Origin of the sequence: Brachybacterium sp. FME24 (genome assembly GCF_014897705.1) — a bacterium.
Lineage (GTDB): Bacteria > Actinomycetota > Actinomycetes > Actinomycetales > Dermabacteraceae > Brachybacterium.
Map to the genome: position 1 here is coordinate 102965 of NZ_JABUXV010000011.1, position 18798 is coordinate 121762.

General features: G+C 68.0%; 15 protein-coding genes and 1 pseudogene. 7 read left to right on the forward strand and 9 right to left on the reverse strand.

Going from position 1 to position 18798, the window contains the following annotated elements; all coding sequences use genetic code 11:
* Positions 1 to 71 precede the first annotated feature (71 nt).
* The 3 genes from INT51_RS13810 to INT51_RS13820 all read right to left on the reverse strand — a co-directional run bounded on the left by INT51_RS13810 (position 72) and on the right by INT51_RS13820 (position 2919).
* Positions 72 to 833 (reverse strand): ABC transporter ATP-binding protein, encoded by a 762-nt coding sequence (locus INT51_RS13810; RefSeq protein ID WP_193105907.1) that lies wholly within the window; start codon positions 831 to 833, stop codon positions 72 to 74.
* Positions 834 to 910: 77 nt separating this feature from the next.
* Positions 911 to 1993 carry an ABC transporter substrate-binding protein gene (locus tag INT51_RS13815; protein WP_193105908.1) on the reverse strand — a complete coding sequence of 361 codons (1083 nt, stop codon included), beginning with the start codon at positions 1991 to 1993 and terminating at the stop codon, positions 911 to 913.
* 5 nt (positions 1994 to 1998) lie between these two features.
* Positions 1999 to 2919 carry an ABC transporter permease gene (locus tag INT51_RS13820; protein WP_193105909.1) on the reverse strand — a complete coding sequence of 307 codons (921 nt, stop codon included), beginning with the start codon at positions 2917 to 2919 and terminating at the stop codon, positions 1999 to 2001.
* 285 nt (positions 2920 to 3204) lie between these two features.
* On the opposite strand from INT51_RS13820, the gene INT51_RS13825 reads away from it, so the two are divergent.
* Both INT51_RS13825 and INT51_RS13830 read left to right on the forward strand, forming a co-directional pair.
* Complete coding sequence (locus INT51_RS13825) at positions 3205 to 4629, forward strand: sodium/glutamate symporter (protein ID WP_193105910.1); 1425 nt, start codon at positions 3205 to 3207, stop codon at positions 4627 to 4629.
* Between the two features lie 344 nt (positions 4630 to 4973).
* Positions 4974 to 7256 carry a DPP IV N-terminal domain-containing protein gene (locus INT51_RS13830; RefSeq protein WP_193105911.1) on the forward strand — a complete coding sequence of 761 codons (2283 nt, stop codon included), beginning with the start codon at positions 4974 to 4976 and terminating at the stop codon, positions 7254 to 7256.
* Between the two features lie 51 nt (positions 7257 to 7307).
* On the opposite strand, the gene INT51_RS13835 is transcribed toward INT51_RS13830, so the two are convergent.
* Positions 7308 to 8234, reverse strand: coding sequence for a CPBP family intramembrane glutamic endopeptidase (locus tag INT51_RS13835; RefSeq protein WP_193105912.1), 927 nt, complete (start codon positions 8232 to 8234; stop codon positions 7308 to 7310).
* Positions 8235 to 8409: 175 nt separating this feature from the next.
* On the opposite strand from INT51_RS13835, the gene INT51_RS13840 reads away from it, so the two are divergent.
* Positions 8410 to 9138 carry a MerR family transcriptional regulator gene (locus tag INT51_RS13840; RefSeq protein WP_226832427.1) on the forward strand — a complete coding sequence of 243 codons (729 nt, stop codon included), beginning with the start codon at positions 8410 to 8412 and terminating at the stop codon, positions 9136 to 9138.
* Between the two features lie 108 nt (positions 9139 to 9246).
* Here INT51_RS13840 and INT51_RS13845 read toward each other — a convergent pair whose 3' ends face one another.
* Positions 9247 to 9888 carry a TetR/AcrR family transcriptional regulator gene (locus INT51_RS13845; RefSeq protein ID WP_193105914.1) on the reverse strand — a complete coding sequence of 214 codons (642 nt, stop codon included), beginning with the start codon at positions 9886 to 9888 and terminating at the stop codon, positions 9247 to 9249.
* A gap of 112 nt (positions 9889 to 10000) precedes the next feature.
* On the opposite strand from INT51_RS13845, the gene INT51_RS13850 reads away from it, so the two are divergent.
* The 4 genes from INT51_RS13850 to INT51_RS13865 all read left to right on the forward strand — a co-directional run bounded on the left by INT51_RS13850 (position 10001) and on the right by INT51_RS13865 (position 13943).
* Positions 10001 to 10753 carry a hypothetical protein gene (locus tag INT51_RS13850; protein WP_193105915.1) on the forward strand — a complete coding sequence of 251 codons (753 nt, stop codon included), beginning with the start codon at positions 10001 to 10003 and terminating at the stop codon, positions 10751 to 10753.
* Positions 10754 to 10862: 109 nt separating this feature from the next.
* Positions 10863 to 11840: a CPBP family intramembrane glutamic endopeptidase gene (locus INT51_RS13855; RefSeq protein WP_193105916.1), complete on the forward strand. Its 978-nt coding sequence runs from the start codon at positions 10863 to 10865 to the stop codon at positions 11838 to 11840.
* 143 nt (positions 11841 to 11983) lie between these two features.
* Positions 11984 to 13204 carry an MFS transporter gene (locus tag INT51_RS13860; protein WP_193105917.1) on the forward strand — a complete coding sequence of 407 codons (1221 nt, stop codon included), beginning with the start codon at positions 11984 to 11986 and terminating at the stop codon, positions 13202 to 13204.
* The gene (locus INT51_RS13865; RefSeq protein WP_193105918.1) at positions 13191 to 13943 is read left to right on the forward strand and encodes a MerR family transcriptional regulator; all 753 of its coding nucleotides are present in this window, start codon (positions 13191 to 13193) and stop codon (positions 13941 to 13943) included. Before INT51_RS13860 ends, INT51_RS13865 begins: the two co-directional genes overlap by 14 nt.
* 148 nt (positions 13944 to 14091) lie before the next feature.
* Here INT51_RS13865 and INT51_RS13870 read toward each other — a convergent pair whose 3' ends face one another.
* The 4 genes and pseudogenes from INT51_RS13870 to INT51_RS13890 form a co-directional block, all read right to left on the reverse strand.
* Positions 14092 to 15852 carry an amidohydrolase gene (locus tag INT51_RS13870; protein WP_304502195.1) on the reverse strand — a complete coding sequence of 587 codons (1761 nt, stop codon included), beginning with the start codon at positions 15850 to 15852 and terminating at the stop codon, positions 14092 to 14094.
* A 560-nt stretch (positions 15853 to 16412) separates the two neighbouring features.
* Positions 16413 to 16601, reverse strand: a pseudogene (locus INT51_RS13875) (IS3 family transposase); the annotation flags it as partial.
* 292 nt (positions 16602 to 16893) lie between these two features.
* Positions 16894 to 18087: an FAD-dependent monooxygenase gene (locus tag INT51_RS13885; protein WP_193105919.1), complete on the reverse strand. Its 1194-nt coding sequence runs from the start codon at positions 18085 to 18087 to the stop codon at positions 16894 to 16896.
* Positions 18084 to 18692 (reverse strand): TetR/AcrR family transcriptional regulator, encoded by a 609-nt coding sequence (locus tag INT51_RS13890; protein WP_193105920.1) that lies wholly within the window; start codon positions 18690 to 18692, stop codon positions 18084 to 18086. Before INT51_RS13890 ends, INT51_RS13885 begins: the two co-directional genes overlap by 4 nt.
* Between the last annotated feature and the right edge of the window lie 106 nt (positions 18693 to 18798).

Consider the following 18798-nt stretch of genomic DNA (forward strand, 5'->3'; position numbering starts at 1 on the left):
CTGCGTCCCTACTTCTCCCGAGAGGCCGGGAGATGATCGAAAATTTCGCCTGATGCTATCGGGTTCGCGTCTCAGTGCTCGATCGCGCCCGCGATCCGCTCCCGCAGCTCGATGAACTCCGGCAGGCGGCGCATCTCCTCGCCGAGGGAGCGGCCCGCCTGGGCCGACAGGGTGACGTCCTGGTCGAGCACCACACGGCCGGGGCGGGCGCTCATCACCAGCACCCGGTCCCCGAGGAACACGGCCTCGTCGACGTCGTGGGTGATGAAGAAGACGGTGCGGTGCTGCTTGCGCTGCAGGGCCAGCACGTCGGCCTGCAGCCGTGCCCGGGTGATGGCGTCCAGCGCGCCGAAGGGCTCGTCCATGAGGATCACGTCGGTCTCATTGGCGAGCACGCGGGCGATCTGGGCGCGCTGCTGCATGCCGCCGGAGAGCTCGTAGGGCTTGGCATCGCCGAAGTCCGCCAGGCCCACCAGCTCGAGGTACTCCTGCGCCTTCTGGGTGCGTTCCTTCTTCGCGACCTTGCGCATCCGCATGCCCAGGGCCACGTTGTCGCGCACCGTGAACCACGGGTAGAGGTTGGGCTGCTGGAACACCACACCGCGCTCCGCGCCCGGGCCGCTGATCGTCGCGCCGCGGTAACGGGCGGCGCCGCCGGTGGGATCGAGGAAGCCCGCGATGATCTTCAACAGGGTGGTCTTCCCGCAGCCCGAGGGGCCCACCACGCACACGAACTGTCCTTCGGGGATCTCCAGGTCGGTCTCGGCGAGCGCGTGGACCACGTCGCCGGAGTCGGTGATGTAGCGCTGGGAGACGCCTTCGAGGGTGACCACGGACCCCGTCTCAGCAGAGTCAGCAGAGTCAACAGGGTCAGCACTGTCAGGACGGTCGGTGTGGTTGGCACGCTCGGTCACTGCGCGGCCTCCTGGATCGCGTCGGCGTAGGGCATCTCCTGGTACACGTCCCCCTCGGCGAGCGCCTCGATCTCGCGCTGTTCGAGCAGGAACTCGGCGGTGCCGCTGAAGGCCGTCGCGAGGCCGTCGCCGCCGAAGTACTCCGGGCCCGCCTGCTCCTCCAGGGTCGGGTAGAGGTAGCCGACCAGCAGCTTCTCCGCTTCTTCCGGGGTGATGCCGAGCTGCACGCTGATCGAGACGGCGGCGAGCTCGGGCTCCTCGTTCAGCAATCGGGTGCCCTCGGCCTGCACAAGGGTCCACATCGCCATGAACTCAGGGTTCTGCTCGATGAAATCGCTGGTGCCGGCGATCAGGTCGAAGGTGGGGGCGCCCAGGCCCGCGCTGTCCTCGCTGGACAGGATCGGATGCCCGGATTCCACCAGCTGGGTCAGGGTGGGCTCCCACACCCAGGCGGCGTCGATCTCGTCGCGCTGCCAGGCGGCGAGGATCGCGTCGGTGGCGAGGTTGATGACCCGGACGTCTCCGGACAGCCCGCCCTCGTTGAGCGCCGTCAGCAGCGAGTAGTGCGCGGTGGAGCCGAAGGGCACGGCGATGGTCTTGCCCGCCAGATCGGCGAGCTCCTCGACGGCGGGGTCCTTGACGATGAGGGACTCGGCATCGCCGATCACGTCGCTGATCCAGATCGCCTTGATGTCCTTGGACAGCGGCGGGGAGGCCGCCTTCACCGCGGGGCTCGAGCCCACCTGGGAGATGTCCAAGGATTCGGAGCCGAAGGCCTGGATCGCGTCGCCGCCGGAGTTCATCTTGATCCAGGAGATGTCCGCCTCCGGCATGCAGGCCTCGAGCAGCTCGAGGTCCTTGACCACCAGATCCCCGTTCGGGATCGCCTGCCAGCCGATACGGGCGGAGGCGGTGATGCTGGGGTCCGGGTCGACGGGGCAGGCGGTCTCGCCCTCGAAGTTGTCGGGGTGGTTGGTGCGGCCGGATTGCACGCAGCCGCTCAGCGCCAGCGCGAGGCCCAGCGTCGCGGCGACGAGCCGCAGCGGCGTGCGTCGGCGCCCGGTCGGGGAGGGGGTCATGGCGCTCAGACCTTTCCGTGCCAGGGCACCAGGCGGTTGCCCACCCACCGGATGCAGCCGTCCAGGGCGACCGCCACGAGCCCGATCACGATGATGCACGCGATCGTCAGAGGCGTCTTGAGCTGCGTGCCGGAGATGTAGGCGAGGCCGCCGATGCCGGGGATGCCGTTGTTGAGCTCCGCGGCGACCACCGTGGTCCAGGCGAAGCCGATGGCCAGGCGCACCCCGGAGAGGATCGAGGCGGTCGCGGCCGGCAGCACCACGAAACGGGCGATCTGCGGGGACCCGGCGCCCATGCTGCGGGCGGCGGAGACGTAGTCCTCCCGCACCCCGCGCACGCCGTCGATGGTGGCGATGACGATCGGGGGGAACGCCGCGAGGAACAGCAGCAGGAACTTCGAGAGGTCACCGATGCCCACCCACACGATGATCAGGCCGATGTAGCCCAGCGGGGGCAGGGCGCGCAGGAAATTCAGGTACGGCGCCAGCGCCGTGTTCGCCGGTTCCCACATGCTCATCAGAGCGCCGAGGCCGACCCCGGCGATCGCGGCCAGGGACACACCCACGCCGATCCGCTGCAGGGAGGCCAGCAGGTGCTCCCACAGGTAGTAGTTCTGGACCCCGCACACCGAGCGCCCGCTCGACTCGTCCACCACCAAGCAGCGGTTCGCATCGATGAAGGCGCCGAGCACTGCCTGCGGGCTGGGCAGGTACAGCGGGTCCACGAGCTTGATCGCGGTGATCAGCCACCACAGCGCGAGGATGACCACCAGCACGCCGGCCTGCAGCAGGCGGTTGCGTCGCAGGCGGCGGGACCTGCCTCGGCGGGCGGCCTTCGCCACCCGCCGGGAATGTGCGCTGTCGCCGTCCGGATCGGTGCCGGAGGGCGCCGGGGCGGTCGGTGTCGCACTCGCTGCGTCGCTCATGAGCCGCGTCCGCTCCATCCCGTCTCGCCGGTTCGCTGGGAGGACACTACCGCATCGATGCAGGCAGGAGGCATGAGTCTTCGTCATCTCCTCGACAGCCGGCACCGATGTGCGGCCTGGCCTGGGCGTGTTCCTGATCGTCACCTGACTGTTCACCTCCAGGTCGTGGCACCGGCTCCGGCGAGCACCGCGGAGCGGATAACCTCCCCACCTACGACGATCAGCACGCGCTACCCGGTGCGGCACCGCACGGCGTGCCGACGGGGCCGCGGCGAGGAGTTCCCTGTGTCCGCTCTGTTCGGCCTGTCCCTCATCGGCGCCTTCTGCCTGCTCGGGATGGCGGTGCGACGGTGGATCCCCGCCTTCCGTCGCAACTTGGTCCCGGCGTTCGTGATCGCCGGTTTCCTCGGCGCGATCGCCATGAATCTGGGGCTGTCCGGAGTGCTCGACGGCGTCGACAGCGAGCTGTTCACCATGCTCACCGCGCAGCTGTTCACCCTGTCCTTCATCTCCATCGGGCTCACCCCGCCTCCTGCGGCGATCACGGGCGACGGCGGGAAGACCCAGCGGACCCTGCTGCGCGGCGCCTGGGCGATGGGCCTGACGTGGACCCTGGTGTTCGCGGTGCAGGCGCTCGTGGGCGTCGGGGTGGTCGCGGCCACCGGCCGCTTCGGCGGCATGGATCCGATGTACGGGTTCATGGTGCCGTTCGCCTTCGCCCAGGGCCCCGGGCAGGCCGTCACCTTCGCCCGGATCTTCGAGCAGCAGGGCTGGGCCGACGCCGTGGACGTCGGCCTCGCCTTCGCCTCCGCCGGATTCGCCGCCGCGTTCCTGGTGGGCGTGCCGCTGGCCAAGTGGGGCATGAACCGGGGCCTGGCCACCCACTCGATGGGGATCTCCGATTCCGTCGGCAAGGGCTACTTCCGCAAGGACGAGAAGACCGAGCCGCTGGGTTCGGAGACCACCTTCTCCGGCAACATCGACACCCTCACCTTCCACATGGCGATGATCGGTGTGGCCTACGTGCTCGCCCACGGCCTGGCCTGGATCTTCGGCCATATCCCCGGCTTCGTGGGCGAGACCATCAGCGGCATGATGTTCATGAACGGCCTGTTCGCCGCCTACTTCCTGCGGTGGGTGCTGCGCCGGGTCAAGGTCGAGCACCTGCTGGACCGCACGATGCAGGCCAAGCTCACCGGCTTCACCACCGACTACGTGGTGGTCGCGTCCTTCATGGCGGTGCAGGCCGCGGTGGTCGCCGCCTGGCTGGTGCCGATCCTGGTCACCGTCGTGGTGGTCAGCGTGATCACCGTGACCCTGGTGTTCCTGATCGGTCAGCGCTACGGCAGCGACCACGACTTCGAGCGCACCATGGGCATGTACGGCACCCTGTCCGGCACCACCCCGACGGGCCTGGCGCTGGTGCGGATCCTGGACCCGCGCATGCGCACCACCACCATGGCCGAGATGGGCCTGATGAACCTGCCCGAACTGCTCTACCTCCCTGCGATGCTCTCCATCTCCGCCGCCTTCGCCGGGGAGCTCGGGCTGCTCCCGACCCTGGGGATCATGGCGGCGCTGACCGCGGCGTACTTCGTGATCATGCTGGTCACCCGCAGCCTCGGCAAGCGCACGTGGACGCTGCGCGGCACGGTCTCCGAGCCGGCCGAGCGCGAGTCCTCTGCCCCCGTGGATTCCGCGACCCGCTGAGGAGCTCGAGCGGGACCGGATTCACGACCCGCTCTCCCGGGAGGGGCATCGCGCCCCGGCATCCTGACCCACGAGGCCGACCTCGCGTGCCGGCCACTGCGCCCAGGCGCTTCGCAGCTGGACGCGCTCCACGATGCCCAGCTGCGTGCGGGACTGCTGCGGCACACATCCCGTGCCGCAGGCTCTCGGATCTCCAGAACGCAGCCCCGCAGCCTGAGCAGGCAGCGTGGCCATGAACCACCCTCGGAACGGGAGAAGTGAACTGCTTCACATTTCTATGGACCACGACGCGGCGTCATGGTGTCGCGTGGTCGGTCTGATCCGATCTAGAGAAGGGCTCCGACATGATCGACCCCGTCGACCGCATTCACCTCACAGATTCCGACTATGCACGCGCGGAGCAGATGCTCGCGCCGTACCGGGACCGATTGGTCCCGCAGGCCGCGGTGGTCCCGCAGTGGTCCGACGAGGGGGCCACGTTCCGGTACCGGTCCGGGACGCGGCACGTCCAGGTCGACCCGGCCGCGGGCACCAGGCGCGATGCCTTCGACCATGAGCGGCTCGCCGCCGCGCTGTCGCAGGCGTCCGGGCATGCGGTGGAGGCCGACGACCTTCCGCTCACCTCTGTGGAGTACGAGATCCCCGACCGGGATCCCGAGGTGATCCGCTTCTCGGCCTTCGACGCGCGGTGGGAGTGGTCGGATCGCACCGCGACCTGCACTCAGATGGAGGACGGCCCTCCAGCAGGACCCGGAGAGGTCGAATCACCTGACCGGGCGTGGGTGGCTTTCCGGCGGGACGGCAACGTGTGGGTGCGCTCCAGGGACGGGCAGCAGGAATTCGCGCTCACCGACGACGCCGAGCCGCACTGGGACTATGGCGGGCTGCTGGACGCGGCCACGACGGTGAAGCTGCCCCTGCTGGGGCTGGATTCCGTTCTGGTGGCGGCCTGGTCGCCGGACTCCACCCGGCTGATCACCCATCGGATCGATCAGCGCGGGCTGCCCGAGCAGGTCCTGGTCGAGGCCGCCCCGCCCGCCGGCGGGCCGCCGGTGGCACACCGCATCCGCTACCCGATGCCCGGCGACGAGGCCCAGGCGACCATGACATGGCACGTCCTCGATATCCGTACCGGACAGAACCTGGCCGCGTCCGGTGAACCGGAGGTTTTGACCTCCCCCTACGCTCTGGATCGGCGGTGGTGGTCGGGAGCGCAGGGGGATGCCGTCCACGTCCTGCACCAGTCCCGGGATGGCCGCACGCTCGAGCTGCGTCGCCTCGACCCGGTCACCGGCGCGATGACGACGCTGATCACCGAGACCGGCTGCACGAGAGTGGATCCCTCGCCGTATCTCCATGCCCCGCCCGTGCTGCGCATCCTGGGTTCGGGGGAGATCCTGTGGTGGTCCCAGCGCGACGGCTGGGGCCACCTGTACCGCTACTCCTCCGGCGGTGAACTGCTCGGACGGATCACCGAGGGGCAGTGGCTGGTCCGCCGGGTCCTGCGGGTCGACGAGGAACGCGCCCAGGTGTGGTTCCTGGCCAACGGGTTGCATGAGGACCCCTACATCCGTCAGATCTGCCGGGTGGACCTCGACGGCGGGGGGTTCGTGCGGATCACGGACGACGACCTCGACCACGACGCGGTGGGTCCGCCCCGCGGCGACTACATCCTCGACCGCGCCTCGACCCTCGCCCGCCCGCCCCGTGCGCGGGTGCTCGGCGACGACGGCCACCTGCTGGTCGCACTCGAGGCTCCGGACACCACCTCGCTGGAGGCGGCCGGCTGGAGCCCACCCGAGCGGTTCCACACGACGGCTGCGGACGGGCACACCCCGATCTACGGGCTGCTGTGGCGCCCGCACGGCTTCGACCCGGCACAGCGCTACCCCGTCGTCGACCACACCTACCCCGGGCCCAACATCCACCGCGCCTCGCCGGGATTCGGCGATCTGTTCACCGGGGAACCCGAGGCGCTGGCCGCACTCGGGTTCGCGGTCGTCGCGCTCGACGGGCGCGGGACCCCCGTGCGCAGCAAGGCGTTCCTCGACCACTCTTATGGCGATCTCGGCATGGCCGCAGCGCTGGACGACCACGTCGCCGCCCTCCGCGAGCTCGGACGCCGCCACTCGTGGCTCGACACCGACCGGGTGGGCATCACCGGCCACTCCGGTGGCGGGTTCTTCACCGCCCGGGCCCTCCTGACCCGCCCCGACTTCTTCTCGGTGGGGGTCTCCCAGGCCGGCCCTCACGACTTCTCGATGTACTTGCCATTCTGGGTCGAGCACTACCACGGAGAGATCACCGAAGAGGGCCGTAGCGCGCTGCTCAACACGCCGCACGCCGGCAAGCTGCGCGGCAAGCTCCTGCTGATCGATGGCGAGCTCGACGACAACGTGCTGCCCCATCAGGGCATGCGCCTGGTCGACGCACTCATCGAGGCTGATGTCGACGTCGACATGCTCGTCGTCCCGGGCGTCGAGCACACCTTCCAGGGCAGATTCCACTACGTCATGCGGCGCACCTGGGACTACCTCGTACGGCACCTGCACGCCACGGAACCCCCGAGCTATCGGCTCGCCCCCTTCCCCCCGATGCCCGACTGGGCCGTCCAACCCTCTGGTTGAGGCGTTCGGCAGAGAGCTGCGCTTCGCCGACAGCAGCTCATCTCCTCCCTCTCACGTGCTGGAATCGCGTCCCGCGGCAAAGCCCTTGTCCTCCATCGCTGCCGTTGCTCGCCGCTTCTCGATCCTCCACACCAGGAGGACGGCGACTGCTTGGGCGAGGAGCGACAGCAGCATGTACGGCCCGGCCGCGCCCGCTGACCGGTCCTGGCTGATGCCTCCGCCGTAGGCGAAGAGCGATCCGATCACCATGGCGAACACGTTGTTCATGGCGTGGAAGGCGATGGAGGCTTCGAGCCCGCGGCCGATCAGGGCGATGAGTGCTGTGCTCGCGCCGAGGCCGAGGTAGTTCAGGAGCATCCACGGGTCAGAGCTGGTGTGCAGCAGGGCGAAGAGCACGGTGGACAGGCCGATCCCGACGACGAGCGCGGGGCGCGCCGCGCGGATCCACGCGGCGTAGGACGCGGTGAGCACTCCGCGGAAGGCGATCTCCTCGGCGGCAGCCTGGAGAGGAGTTGTCAGGAGCACGATGACCAGAAGGGCGACCGTCGTTCCGGTGATGGCGAAGGCGGAGGTCGGTGAGGGCTCGACCAGGTGGATGAGCAGGTTCAGGACGACCATCAGCCCGGCGAACAGAGCCATGTAGCTGCCGAGGCGGCGCCAGGAGAATCTCCGGCCCAGCGCCATGGCACTGCGCCACGGAGCCTTGCTGGTCACCCGTAATGCGAGCAGCGACAGTGGCGCGATGAGGATGATCGCGACGTTGGTGGCGAGATAGGTGAGGGGTGTGAGGGTGGGATCGTTCGGATCTTTCCCCCACAGTCCGACCTCGACGATCGCGGCGGCCGCGAGGAACAGGAATTGCAGAATGTACGTCGCGCCCACCACGAGGAGGGTCAGCAGAATCGGGGCCCACCAGCGCATGGCGAGGTGGGCACCGAACGGGCGGGAGGCATCGACGGAACGGTCCAGGGTGGTCATCGCAGTTCCTTCCGGGAGAAGCGGTGTGTGACTGCCAGTCGACACACTGCCCCGGGGGCACGGTCAATGCCGCTCGGGATCACGCCCTCCTCTGGTGCGGCTTCCCTTCCCGAGTCCGACGCTCGAAGATGGGTGTCATGCGCAGATGCACCTCGACCGATGTCCCCGAGCACTGATGGCCTGGAGCACCCGGCGCCTCGCCCAGCTCGGGGGGACCACGGTCAAGACCATCCGCCACTACCACGAGATCGGGCTGCTCGACGAGCCGGAACGCGCCGGGAACGGTTACAAGCAGTACGGCACAGCTCATCTCGTGCGCGTCCTGCAGATCGCTCGGTTGCGTGACCTCGGGATGGGGCTCGCCCAGATCGCCGAGCTGGAGGTCTCCGATGAGGCATTCACCGAGACGCTGCACCAGCTCGACGCCCAGCTCGCCGAGTCGATCTCCCATCAGCAGCAGGTGCGCGCCGAGATCGCCGAGCTCATCCGGCACCGCACCGCACCGGATGCGCCCGCTGGATTCACGGAGGTCGCGGGCACGCTCACCCCCGCCGATCGGGCGATGGTCATGATCAACTCGCAGTTCTTCCACGCTCGAGGCGTGCAGGACATGAAGGCGATCGTTGCCGCCCACCAGGATGCGGATGATGAGTTCGACGAGCTCCCTGGCAACGCGGGTCCGGACGAGATCCGCGGTGTCGCCGCGCGCCTGGTGCCCGTGCTCAAGACGATCTACGCAGACCACCCGGATTTGAGGACCCCTCCGCTCCGTGCCCGTACCGGAGACTCGCTCCGCGACCTCGCCCGAGCGGTCACCGAGCTCTACAATCCGGCGCAGGTCGAAGCACTTCGCCAGGCGTACCTCCTTGCCCACCAGCACCCCGCGAGCACTGACGAGGAATGAACGCGCGGTGCCATCGGTGATCGACAGCGCTACCGCGCGCCTCTCGTCGTCGTGACCGTGCGAAGCGAGCACCGCGTCGGTGACATGCGCCCGCTGGGGCGCAGTGACTCATCGGGAGCGTTGATCTCCGCGGCCGTGTGCTGGACGACTCTCTCGGAGGGGGTAGGAGTCGCGTAGGCGGTGCAGGGTGGCCGTCACGACGGCGCGGACGTCCGCCTCGCGCAGCGGGGCGGAGGACAGCGCCGAACTGAACGAGAAGCCCTCGATCACTGCGAACAGCAGGATCGCTTCGCGGTGCAGTGCGTCGTCGTCGATCGTGCGGTCGGCCAGCGCATCACGCAGCAGGGAGCGGATCATCGTTGCGCCTGCGAGGGAGGTTGCGGCGATGTCGGCCGCGAACTCCTGGTCGGTGCGCGCCATGACGCGGTATTCGACGAGCGCGATGTTCTCCTTGCGCTCCTGCTCGCTGGTGGGTGCGGCGAAGGTGATGGCGTCCGTGATCCGAGTCGCCGGGTCATCGGACAGCCCCACGTCACGGTGCACGACGCGCTGGATCAGGGTGCCCAAGGTGAAGCGCATGACCTCGCGGAGGGTGTCGCCGAAGTAGTGCCGGATGCTCCCGATGGCAAGACCGGTGCGCGCGGCGATCCGGGCAAGGGTGACCGAGCGCAGTCCGTGCGCGGCGATCTCCTCGATCACTGCGTCGGCGATCTGCTCCCGGCGGGCATCCGGGTCGACTCTCTGGGCCATGCCCCCACCCTAGCGCTTCTAGCATCATCATGCTACGTTTCTGTAGCATGATGATGCTAAAGAATCCCTGTGGCGATGCTCCGCCCCGTCACGACCGTGAGTGGCAGGGACCATGAACGACTGGCACGACCCCTGGGGCGGCGCGACGCGGAAGGGTCCTCACGGCCACGGTCGGATCGATGACGTCGATGACTTCGATGACTTCGATGACTTCGATGACTTCGATGACTTCGATGGTCTCGACGGCGATGGAGGAGGGTGGTCGACGCCCGTTCCGGAGCCGGGATCGCCGCTGCCACCGTTCCGCCCTTCCCTCTCGCTGCAGCGGACACGCTTTGCGATCGACCTTCGCGATGCGTCGACGGCGACGGTCGATGTCGATCACCTGTCGGGCAAGGCGTCGCTCTACGGGGACGACGGGCACGTGCAGACCTCCGACATGCCGGCCCGGTTCCCGCTCGGATCGGACCGCATCGAGGTCGCTGCGAGCAGGTACGGCATGCAGCGGATCCACCTGGTCCGCGCGGACGGCAGCCAGCGACGTCTCGATCCCGCGCCGGGGACGCCTGAGCACTGGCGCGCCCAGCTCTCCCGCCGGCACCCCGGCCTCGGTCGCGCGCTGGCCGTCGGTGCCGTCATCGTGCTGACGATCAATCTGGTCCTGCTCGCTCCGCAGCTGCTCGACCTGGTCACCCACCTGCCGCTCTGGGCTGATCGCTTCGCCCCGTTCGCCTCTCCCATCGATCTGCCGGCAGGGGTGAACGCGGCGCTCACCCTCACCGCCGGCCTCGCGGGGATCGAACGGGCACTCACCTTCCGCCATCACCGGTTGTTGGACGCCGAGACCGAGGGGATCGACGCCTGAACCCTGCCGCAACCGGTCACGGTTCTGTGTTTCCGAAGTTTCCATGATCTGCACGGAAAGTTACCGACCATCTCGGACGGTGATTGCTGTCCGAGTCGAGGAGAAATGTATGCAGTTGCACGACCGTCCCGCGAACATCTCTAGAGATCCTGTCCTGCCATCGGGGCCGACCGACTACCACCAGTTCCTGCGCACCCCTGGATACCGGTGGTGGAAGGCCGTACTGGCGATCGTGCTGATCCCCGTCGCCTATGTCGTCAGCACCTTCACGCTCACGTGGGGACTGACCGCCGTCTCAGAATCGTTCAACCTCGGCCTGGTGCCACCGGAGACGCCGGGCGACGGAGTGGTGATCATGAGCCCGGCCCGGCTGCTCGCGAGCAACCTCGCCATCGGATTGCTGATCCCCGTCTCCCTCGGCCTGCAACGGCTGCTGTTCGGGCAGCCCGGACGCTGGATGCACTCGGTGCACGGTCGCTTCCGGTGGAAGCTGGCGCTGACCCTGGCCGGCGTTCTGGTGCCGGTGTGGATCGTGTACGGCATCATCTGGACGTTGATGAATCCCGAGGCGGCCGGTGTGAGCGGGTCGCCGGCCACACTGGTCAGCATCGTTGTCCTGTTCCTGATTGCGCTTCTGACCAGCCCCCTGCAGGGGGCCGGCGAGGAGTACGCGGCGCGCGGCCTCTTGGCACGCAGCTTCGGCTCCTTCACCACGCAGCGCACGGTCTCCTTGCTGCTGGCCCTGCTCGCACCGACCCTGATGTTCACAGTGGTGCACGGACTGGCAGACCCGTTGATGGTCCTCTACACCTTCTCGGTCGGGCTGGCTTGTGCGGTGATCACCTGGCGCACCGGAGGGATCGAGGTGGCCGTCGTGCTGCACGCAGTGAACAACACCATCCTGCTCATGGTCGCCTCCTTCTTCTCCAGCGAGATCACCATCGACCGCAGCTCCGGGCACGGCGAGGTGATGCTGCCGGGCACCCTCCTGATGCTGCTGACTGCCGCGGGGGTCTGGCTGTGGGCGCGACGCCGGGGCATTGCCCGTGCCGCCGACCCGAACTCCGACCACCCGACGAACGAGTGATCTCCCGGGTGCACTCGCGGGGCCTGCCTGTGCGAGACCGCAAGTGAGCTGCTCCGGGCGGCGCGCACGGTCGTGGGAGGTGGCTCACCAGTGGTCCTCGTCGCGCTTGACCCCGACGTGACGTCAGGGTCTTCCCTGACCACATGCCACTCGTCGCACTTGCCTATTACGCCTCCCACTTCCTCAGCCTGCTCGGCAACGGCATCGCCTCCGTGGCGCTCCCGCTGATCGTTCTGCAGACCACCGGCAGCCCGCTGGGCATGTCCGCCCTGGCCACCGCGACCGCGGTCCCCTCCGTCGTGGTCGGCCTCCTCAGCGGCGTGATCATCGACCGGATCAACCGACGCACGGCCTCGGTGGTCTCGGATGTCATCTCCGCCGTGGCGATCGCGGCGCTGCCGCTCGTGGACCTGCTGTGGGGGCTCGACCTGGTGTGGTTCATCCTGCTCGGCGTCCTGGGAGCGTTCGGCGACGTGCCCGGCATGACGGCCCGTGAGGTGCTGGCTCCCATGGTGGCCCGGCACACCGGTCTGGATCTGCGGCGCGTGGTGGGCGTGCGCCAGACGTTGACCTCCATCGCCCTGGTGATCGGTCCCGCTGCCGCCGGCGTGCTGCTGGCCGCCGTCGACGCCATGGCCGTCCTGTGGATCACGGCGGCGACCTCCGCGCTCGCAGCGGTGCTGACCCGGATGCTGCCGCGCCGCCTCGGGGAGGTCGACTCCTCCCAGGTCACGCGTCGGCCCTTGATGCGGGAGCTCGTCGACGGTCTGCTGGTCGTGGGAAGAAGCCGGTTCCTACTGGGCACGACCATCCTGGTCCTGGGTCTTGCCGTCGCTCTCGGCGGGCTGCAGGGCCTGGTGATGCCGGTGTACTTCAACCTCATCGCCCGCCCCGAGCTGCTGGGCCTCGTCCTCACCGCCCTCGCAGCCGGGATGCTGGTCGGAGCGACGGTCTACAGCGCCGTCGGAGCCCGGTTGTCATCACGCGCATGGCTGTCGGCGGGCTTCGTCGTCACCTCCGTGGGATTCGTTCTGATGGCCTCGCTCCTGTCCCCGGCGGTAGTGTTCGCCGGGGCGGCGGCCCTGGGAATCGGCAACGCCGTGGTCGGCGCGGTCACCAGTGTCCTGCAGGTCCAGCACACCCCTGCTGCTCTCCTCGGACGAGTGCTCAGCGTCAAGACGGCCCTGCTGACAGTTGCCGCGCCGGCAGGAATCGCGCTGGCAGGTGTGCTCGCGGAGCTCGGCTCGCCGCTGCTGGCGGGAGCCAGTGTCTCGGGGGTGTGGATCGTGGTCCTGCTGGCCGTGATCGGTTCGCGTGCGCTGCGCGACCTGGACCCGAAGGAGATACCCGATGCTCAGCAGTGAACTCGCCGACCTGGCCGGCGTCACCGTGCGCACGCTGCGCCACTACCACCAGATCGGGTTGTTGGCCGAGCCGCCGCGAACGTCCGGGGACTACCGGCAGTACGACGTCGGCCATCTCGTGCGCGTCCTGCGCATCACGCGGCTGACGGCGCTGGGGGTCCCCCTGTCCGCGCTCCCCGAGGTGCTGGACGATCCCACGGCGGCCGAGGAGCTGCTCGACCAGCTCGATCGCCAGGCCGCGGCCGAGATCGAACGGCTCACCGCCCGTCGCGCCAGCATCGGCGTGCTGCGCAGCACCGGGGCCCCTCCTGACCTGCCGCCGGAGCTCTCCGCCTGGCATGCCGAGCCCGGACCGGGCGTGCCCGAGGACATGGCCCGGTTCGAGCACGAACAGCTCATCCTGATCGCTCATCTCCTCGGGGAGAAGGGAGTGACAGGGTTGGCCGCCCTGCTCGACGTCTCGGAGGGCATGAGAGGGGCCGCCGCCGCGCTGACCGAGCGCTTCTACGCCCTGGATGCCGACACCCCGGACCACGAGGTCGAGGCACTGATCGAGGAATGGGTCGAGCAGATCCGACCGCTCATGGGGACCGCGGAGGGCACGTCGTCCCTCGACCCCCTCGGCGCCGAGCTGCTGGACCAATTGGGCGCCCACGGCCTCCGCCCGGTGCAGCACCGCGCCGTGCGCGCCCTCCAGCAGCACCTCGAACAGGATCGGCCTGACTCGCACGACGCGTGAGAGCGACGCGACGTCAGGAGTACTAGGGATCCTTCTATGTTCGTCAAGCCGAGCTGATGGCTGGCTCGGCGGCGTTGAGCATCCCTAGAGAACGAGTCGACGATCGTCGTCACGAGACCGAGCGCGCCGAGATGCCGCGAGTGCTGATCTACCCGGCCCAGTAGTAACCACCGAAGTGCTTGACGGGCGACCAGGCGGGCAGGATATCGGGCAGCGGCGGCGCGAGAGGACTGTACTCCTGCGCCCCGAAAACCACCCTCCCGTCCATGACTGTCAGAACAGCGGAGATGTCCTTTATCTGCTCTTCGGGAACAGTAAAGTAGTCCCTGTCCAACAGCACGAAATCCGCCAGATTTCCCGGGGCGATCTTACCCATTTCGGATTCCGTGTTCATGAACCATGCTGGGCCGCTGGTAAAAAGCTTCAACGCCTCGACGCGGGACAGGCGGTTGCCCAGGGAGAGTACATTGGACCCGGAGACCGACTTTCCGGAAACCATCCAGCTGACACCGACCCAGGGATTGAAGGTGGCGGCCCGAAAAGCGTCGGTGGTCATGGCGAGCGGGATTCCGCTGTCGACCAGCTGGCGCAGCCGCGGAGTTTCCAGGGCTTTCTCGCGGCCATGTGTCTTGATGAACCCGTCGCCGTGCAGCGCCATCTTCGAGTCCAAGGCGATTCCACCACCGAGGTTCTCCACCCTGGCGATGTTCTTGGGAGTGATGGTCTCGGCGTGCTCGATACTCCACCTCAGACCGTCGAGCGGCGTCTCCTCGTTCATCTCCTCCAAGGCGTCGAGGAACGGCGTGATGTTCTCGTTGTAGCTGATGTGCATGCGGAAGGGAATGCGACGCCGGACCAGCTTGACGACGTTCTCCTTGACGTGCCGCCGCATCTGGCCGGGATCGATGATGACCGCGGGCCGATCGAAATTCTCGTGGTCGTGCACTTCCAACTGCAGTAATTCGCCGGCGCCACGGTACGCATGGCCGTGATCCAGCGTCGGATGCAAGTTCTGACCGGGACTGATAGGTGCTGTTCGGGTGATCGCTTCGATCTGCGCGTCCACCATGTTCATCGGGGTGCCGTCGCCGAACTGCATGTCGACGAAGGGCATCCGCACGTTGAGGCGGTTGTCGCGAGCGAGGACATCCACGGTGGCCTGAGGGCCGGGGTACCCCCTGCTGCCGGCGTCGACGGCCGAGGTGATGCCGAAACGGTTCAGAGCGTGGACGGTCTGGACCAGCGAACTGACTTCTTCATCGAAGGAAAGCTGCGGGACCATGGTCTCCACGGCGACGAAGGTGAACGTATACCCGTGAACCACGCCGGTGTAGTTTCCCTGATCGTCCTTCTCGAACTCGGTTCCGGGCAGAGCGGGGAACTTTTCGGTGCCCACACCGAGTTCTTCCATCGCCTTCTCGTTCAGGAAGGCTCGGTTGTAGGCGTACTGCACGATCAGTGAATGGTTGGGCACGGCCGCACGCAGCTCGTCCATCGTGGGGAACCGGTTCTCCTCGAACTGGTATGGGGACCAGCCCCCGATCGTTTTGACCCATTGCCCCTCAGGTGTCCGCTCCGCCTGCTCGCGCAGCATGGCCAGCGCGATCCTCAGGGTGGGCACACCGTCCCACCTCACGATGTAGTTAAAGCCACTTTCATTGAGTACGTGAGTGTGCGCATCGATGATGCCCGGAACAAGAGTGCGGCCATGCGCGTCGATGACCTGTGTCTCGGAGTTCTTCAGGTCCAGGATTTCCGCATCGGAACCGACCGAGTAGATGCGGCCGTTCTTGACGGCCAGAGCGGACGCTTCGGCCTGCCCGCGATTATTGGTGAAAATCTTCGCATTGATAATGATCGAATCCGCGCCTGGGGGTAGCTGCGTCGATCGCCCCTGGTCGGCGGACACTATTTCTCCAGTCATTTTATCCTCGTTCGATCGAAATATGGGGCACGCCACAAGACATGGATTCGGAGTGAAAGCGAACGGGAGGATCGCGATAGTCAGGTCGCCGGTGAAGCGCACAGGTCCTTCCACGTCGATGCCGACGACTCTCTCCCGTCGCCCTCCTGAACCGGCACTGAAGCCCGGCTCGCCGTCAGCTGACACCGTGTGGTGGGAACAGGGTCAAGCAGCCAGACCGGCCACATGTCAGGCACCGGAGGGTTCGTGTCCCACAGCGATCGCCCGCGAGGCCTGGGGCTCACCGGCGGCTGGACTGTCTGGTCCGGGGATCCGGACGGAGCGATGCCGCGGATGCGAGGGGCCCGCCTCTGCTCCCTGGTCCGCCACCGTGGGGGCATAGATCGTCAGGCAGAGCGCGCGGAACGCGCTCGAGACCGGTTATCGAGCTAGCTTCCCTGCGACATCGCGCGGCCGGACCGGGTGCCCGCTGAGGATGGAGATGCGGTTGAACGTGGTGATGGCGACCGCTACCTATTCCGCGGCCACGAACGCCTCTTGGCCGAGGACAGCGGCAGGTAGGTGATGTCTCCGACGTGGCGCTGGTTCGGCGCCTCGGCGGTGAAGTCCCGGCCCAGCAGGTCGGGGACGACCTGGTCGGCTGTCTCCGGCACTGTCGTGCGGTGCCTGCGCTTCGTGACGTAGCCGCTGAACCCGGCCTCGCGCATCACGCGGGCGACCCGCTTGTGGTTGACCAAGACTCGTCCAGACCAGCCCACAGGGGGCGGGAGCGAACCACAAGAATCTGGCCGCTGGGGAACCTGAAGGCCATGCGGTCGGCAGGTTACGCGGCAGGCCTACTCGACGAGCAATCGGATGAAGGTGGCGCTGATCGCCGCGCACTCGTGATCATGCTGGTCACCCGCACCTTCGGCGCACGAACGTGGCCGCTGCGCGAGACGGCCGAACGCGATTCCTCTGCCCACGTGGACTCCGCGACGCGCTGAGGTCTCCAGCAGGGCCGCAGTCACGTCGCGGTCACTGCGCTCAGGTGCTGCGCAGCTGCTCGCGCCCGATGTCGCTCAGCTCGGTGATCGAGCGCGACCCCTTCGGGAAGAGGGACCCGGTCATCACCCGGTGCAGACCGGGAAGCCTCATCGCGCGGAAGCCCCAGCGCCGCAGCAGGAGGGTCCGGGCCGATCTCGGCAGGAACACCTCGATCACCCGATTCCGGGTCGCGTCCTGAACTCCTGTCACCACCGGGCGCCAGCGGCGCTCGTACTCTGCCAGGGCCTCCGGCACCGGGGCATCCGTCGCGAGCACCTCCGCCAGGAGGAACGCTCCGGCAATTCCCAGCGACGCGCCCTGCCCGGCGACCAGCGACACCGCATGGGCCGCGTCGCCCACCAGGGAAACGCGGGATGTGGTCCAGCGAGGCTGGATGATCTGTGCGACCTGGTCGTAGTACATCTCGCGCGAGGGAGGGCATCGGGCCAGGGCCCGGTCCGCAAGCTCCCCGAGGCCGGTGAACTCTCGGCGCACCTCGTCGCGGGCGGCGTCCGGCGAGATCTCCTCGTCCGTGCGGTGCACCGTGAACGCGGCGACCTTCCCTTCACCGAGTCCGTACAGTCCCAGCTGGCGATCGAGGGACTCCGTGAGCACGAACTGCCCCCGGACCGCCTCGAAGACGTCGTGGTCCTCGAACACGAACGCACTGGTGTGCATCTGGAGATCATGCAGGAACTCCGCCTCGGGACCGAACGCCTGGGAGCGGACCCGTGAGTGGATGCCGTCTGCGCCGACGATCAGATCGGCCTCCATCACCGTTCCGTCCGAGAGCACCGCGGTGTCCTCGGTGATCTGATCGATGGTGAGCCCGTAGCGCAGATCCACGCCAGGGCCGAGCGCCTCCCGCAGCATCTCCTCCAGGGCCGGGCGCATGATGCTCACGATCTGGCCGTCGAGAGCCTTCACGAAGAGGTCGTAGTCCAGACTGACCGTCGTGCGCCCCCGATCGTCGATGTACCGGAAAGCGCGCACCGGGCTCGCCAGCTGCCGCAGCTGCGGCTCCAGACCCATGGCGGTGACGGCGTCGAACCCCGGGCCGGAGAAGTCGATCATGTAGCCATGACGGCGCGGTCCGGAAGCGCGTTCGACGAGCGTGACGTCCCACCCGTGGTGATTCAGGCGGCCGGCGAGGGTCAGCCCGGCGATGCCGGCTCCGCAGATCAGGGCTCTCATGGGTGCGTACCTTCCTGGTCAGGGTGGATGATCTTCCGCAGTAGCGCGAGAGCGGCGGAGGTGGGCAGGTCGGGGTCCAGGCCCCTCTGGAGCGCGATCCCGTCCAGCGCGGCGAGGGTCACCAGGGCCGTGGCATCGGGAGCAGGGTTCCCGGCGCGAGCCAGGGCCGATTCCAGCGTGCTGCGGAAGCGAGCCATCTCCTCGGCCAGCTGCTCCCCGAGAACCGGGTCGCGGGTGGCGGCGAGGTAGGTCTCGACCACCAGGAGTGACGCGCTGTCGGCACCGTCGAAAGCATCGAGCAGAGCCAGGATCTGCTCGGCCGGGTCCGTCCCGTCGCCGAGCCGCGTGCCGGCCTCCTCGAGGACCCCGCCGATGCGCGACATCGCCGCCTGCCGCAGCAGTGCCTGGACGGACTCGAAGTGGTAGTGCACCAGGCCCGAGCGGATCCCCGCGTGGTCGGCGAGACGCCGTGTGGTCACCGCGTTCCAGCCGATCTCCGCGATCAGCTCCGCGGCGGCTTCCAGCAGACGGGCACGGGCCGCTCGGCCGCGCTCGGTGCTGGTCGTCAACGGAGAGGCACTGGATTGGGCGTTCGCATTGGGCATATGCCCAATAGTGATCGCCGCAATCTCCCCCGTCAAGAGATCGGCCGCCTCCTTCCGCACACAAGGGGCAACGTGGTACACATGACCCATGAATAAGTCACCTGTA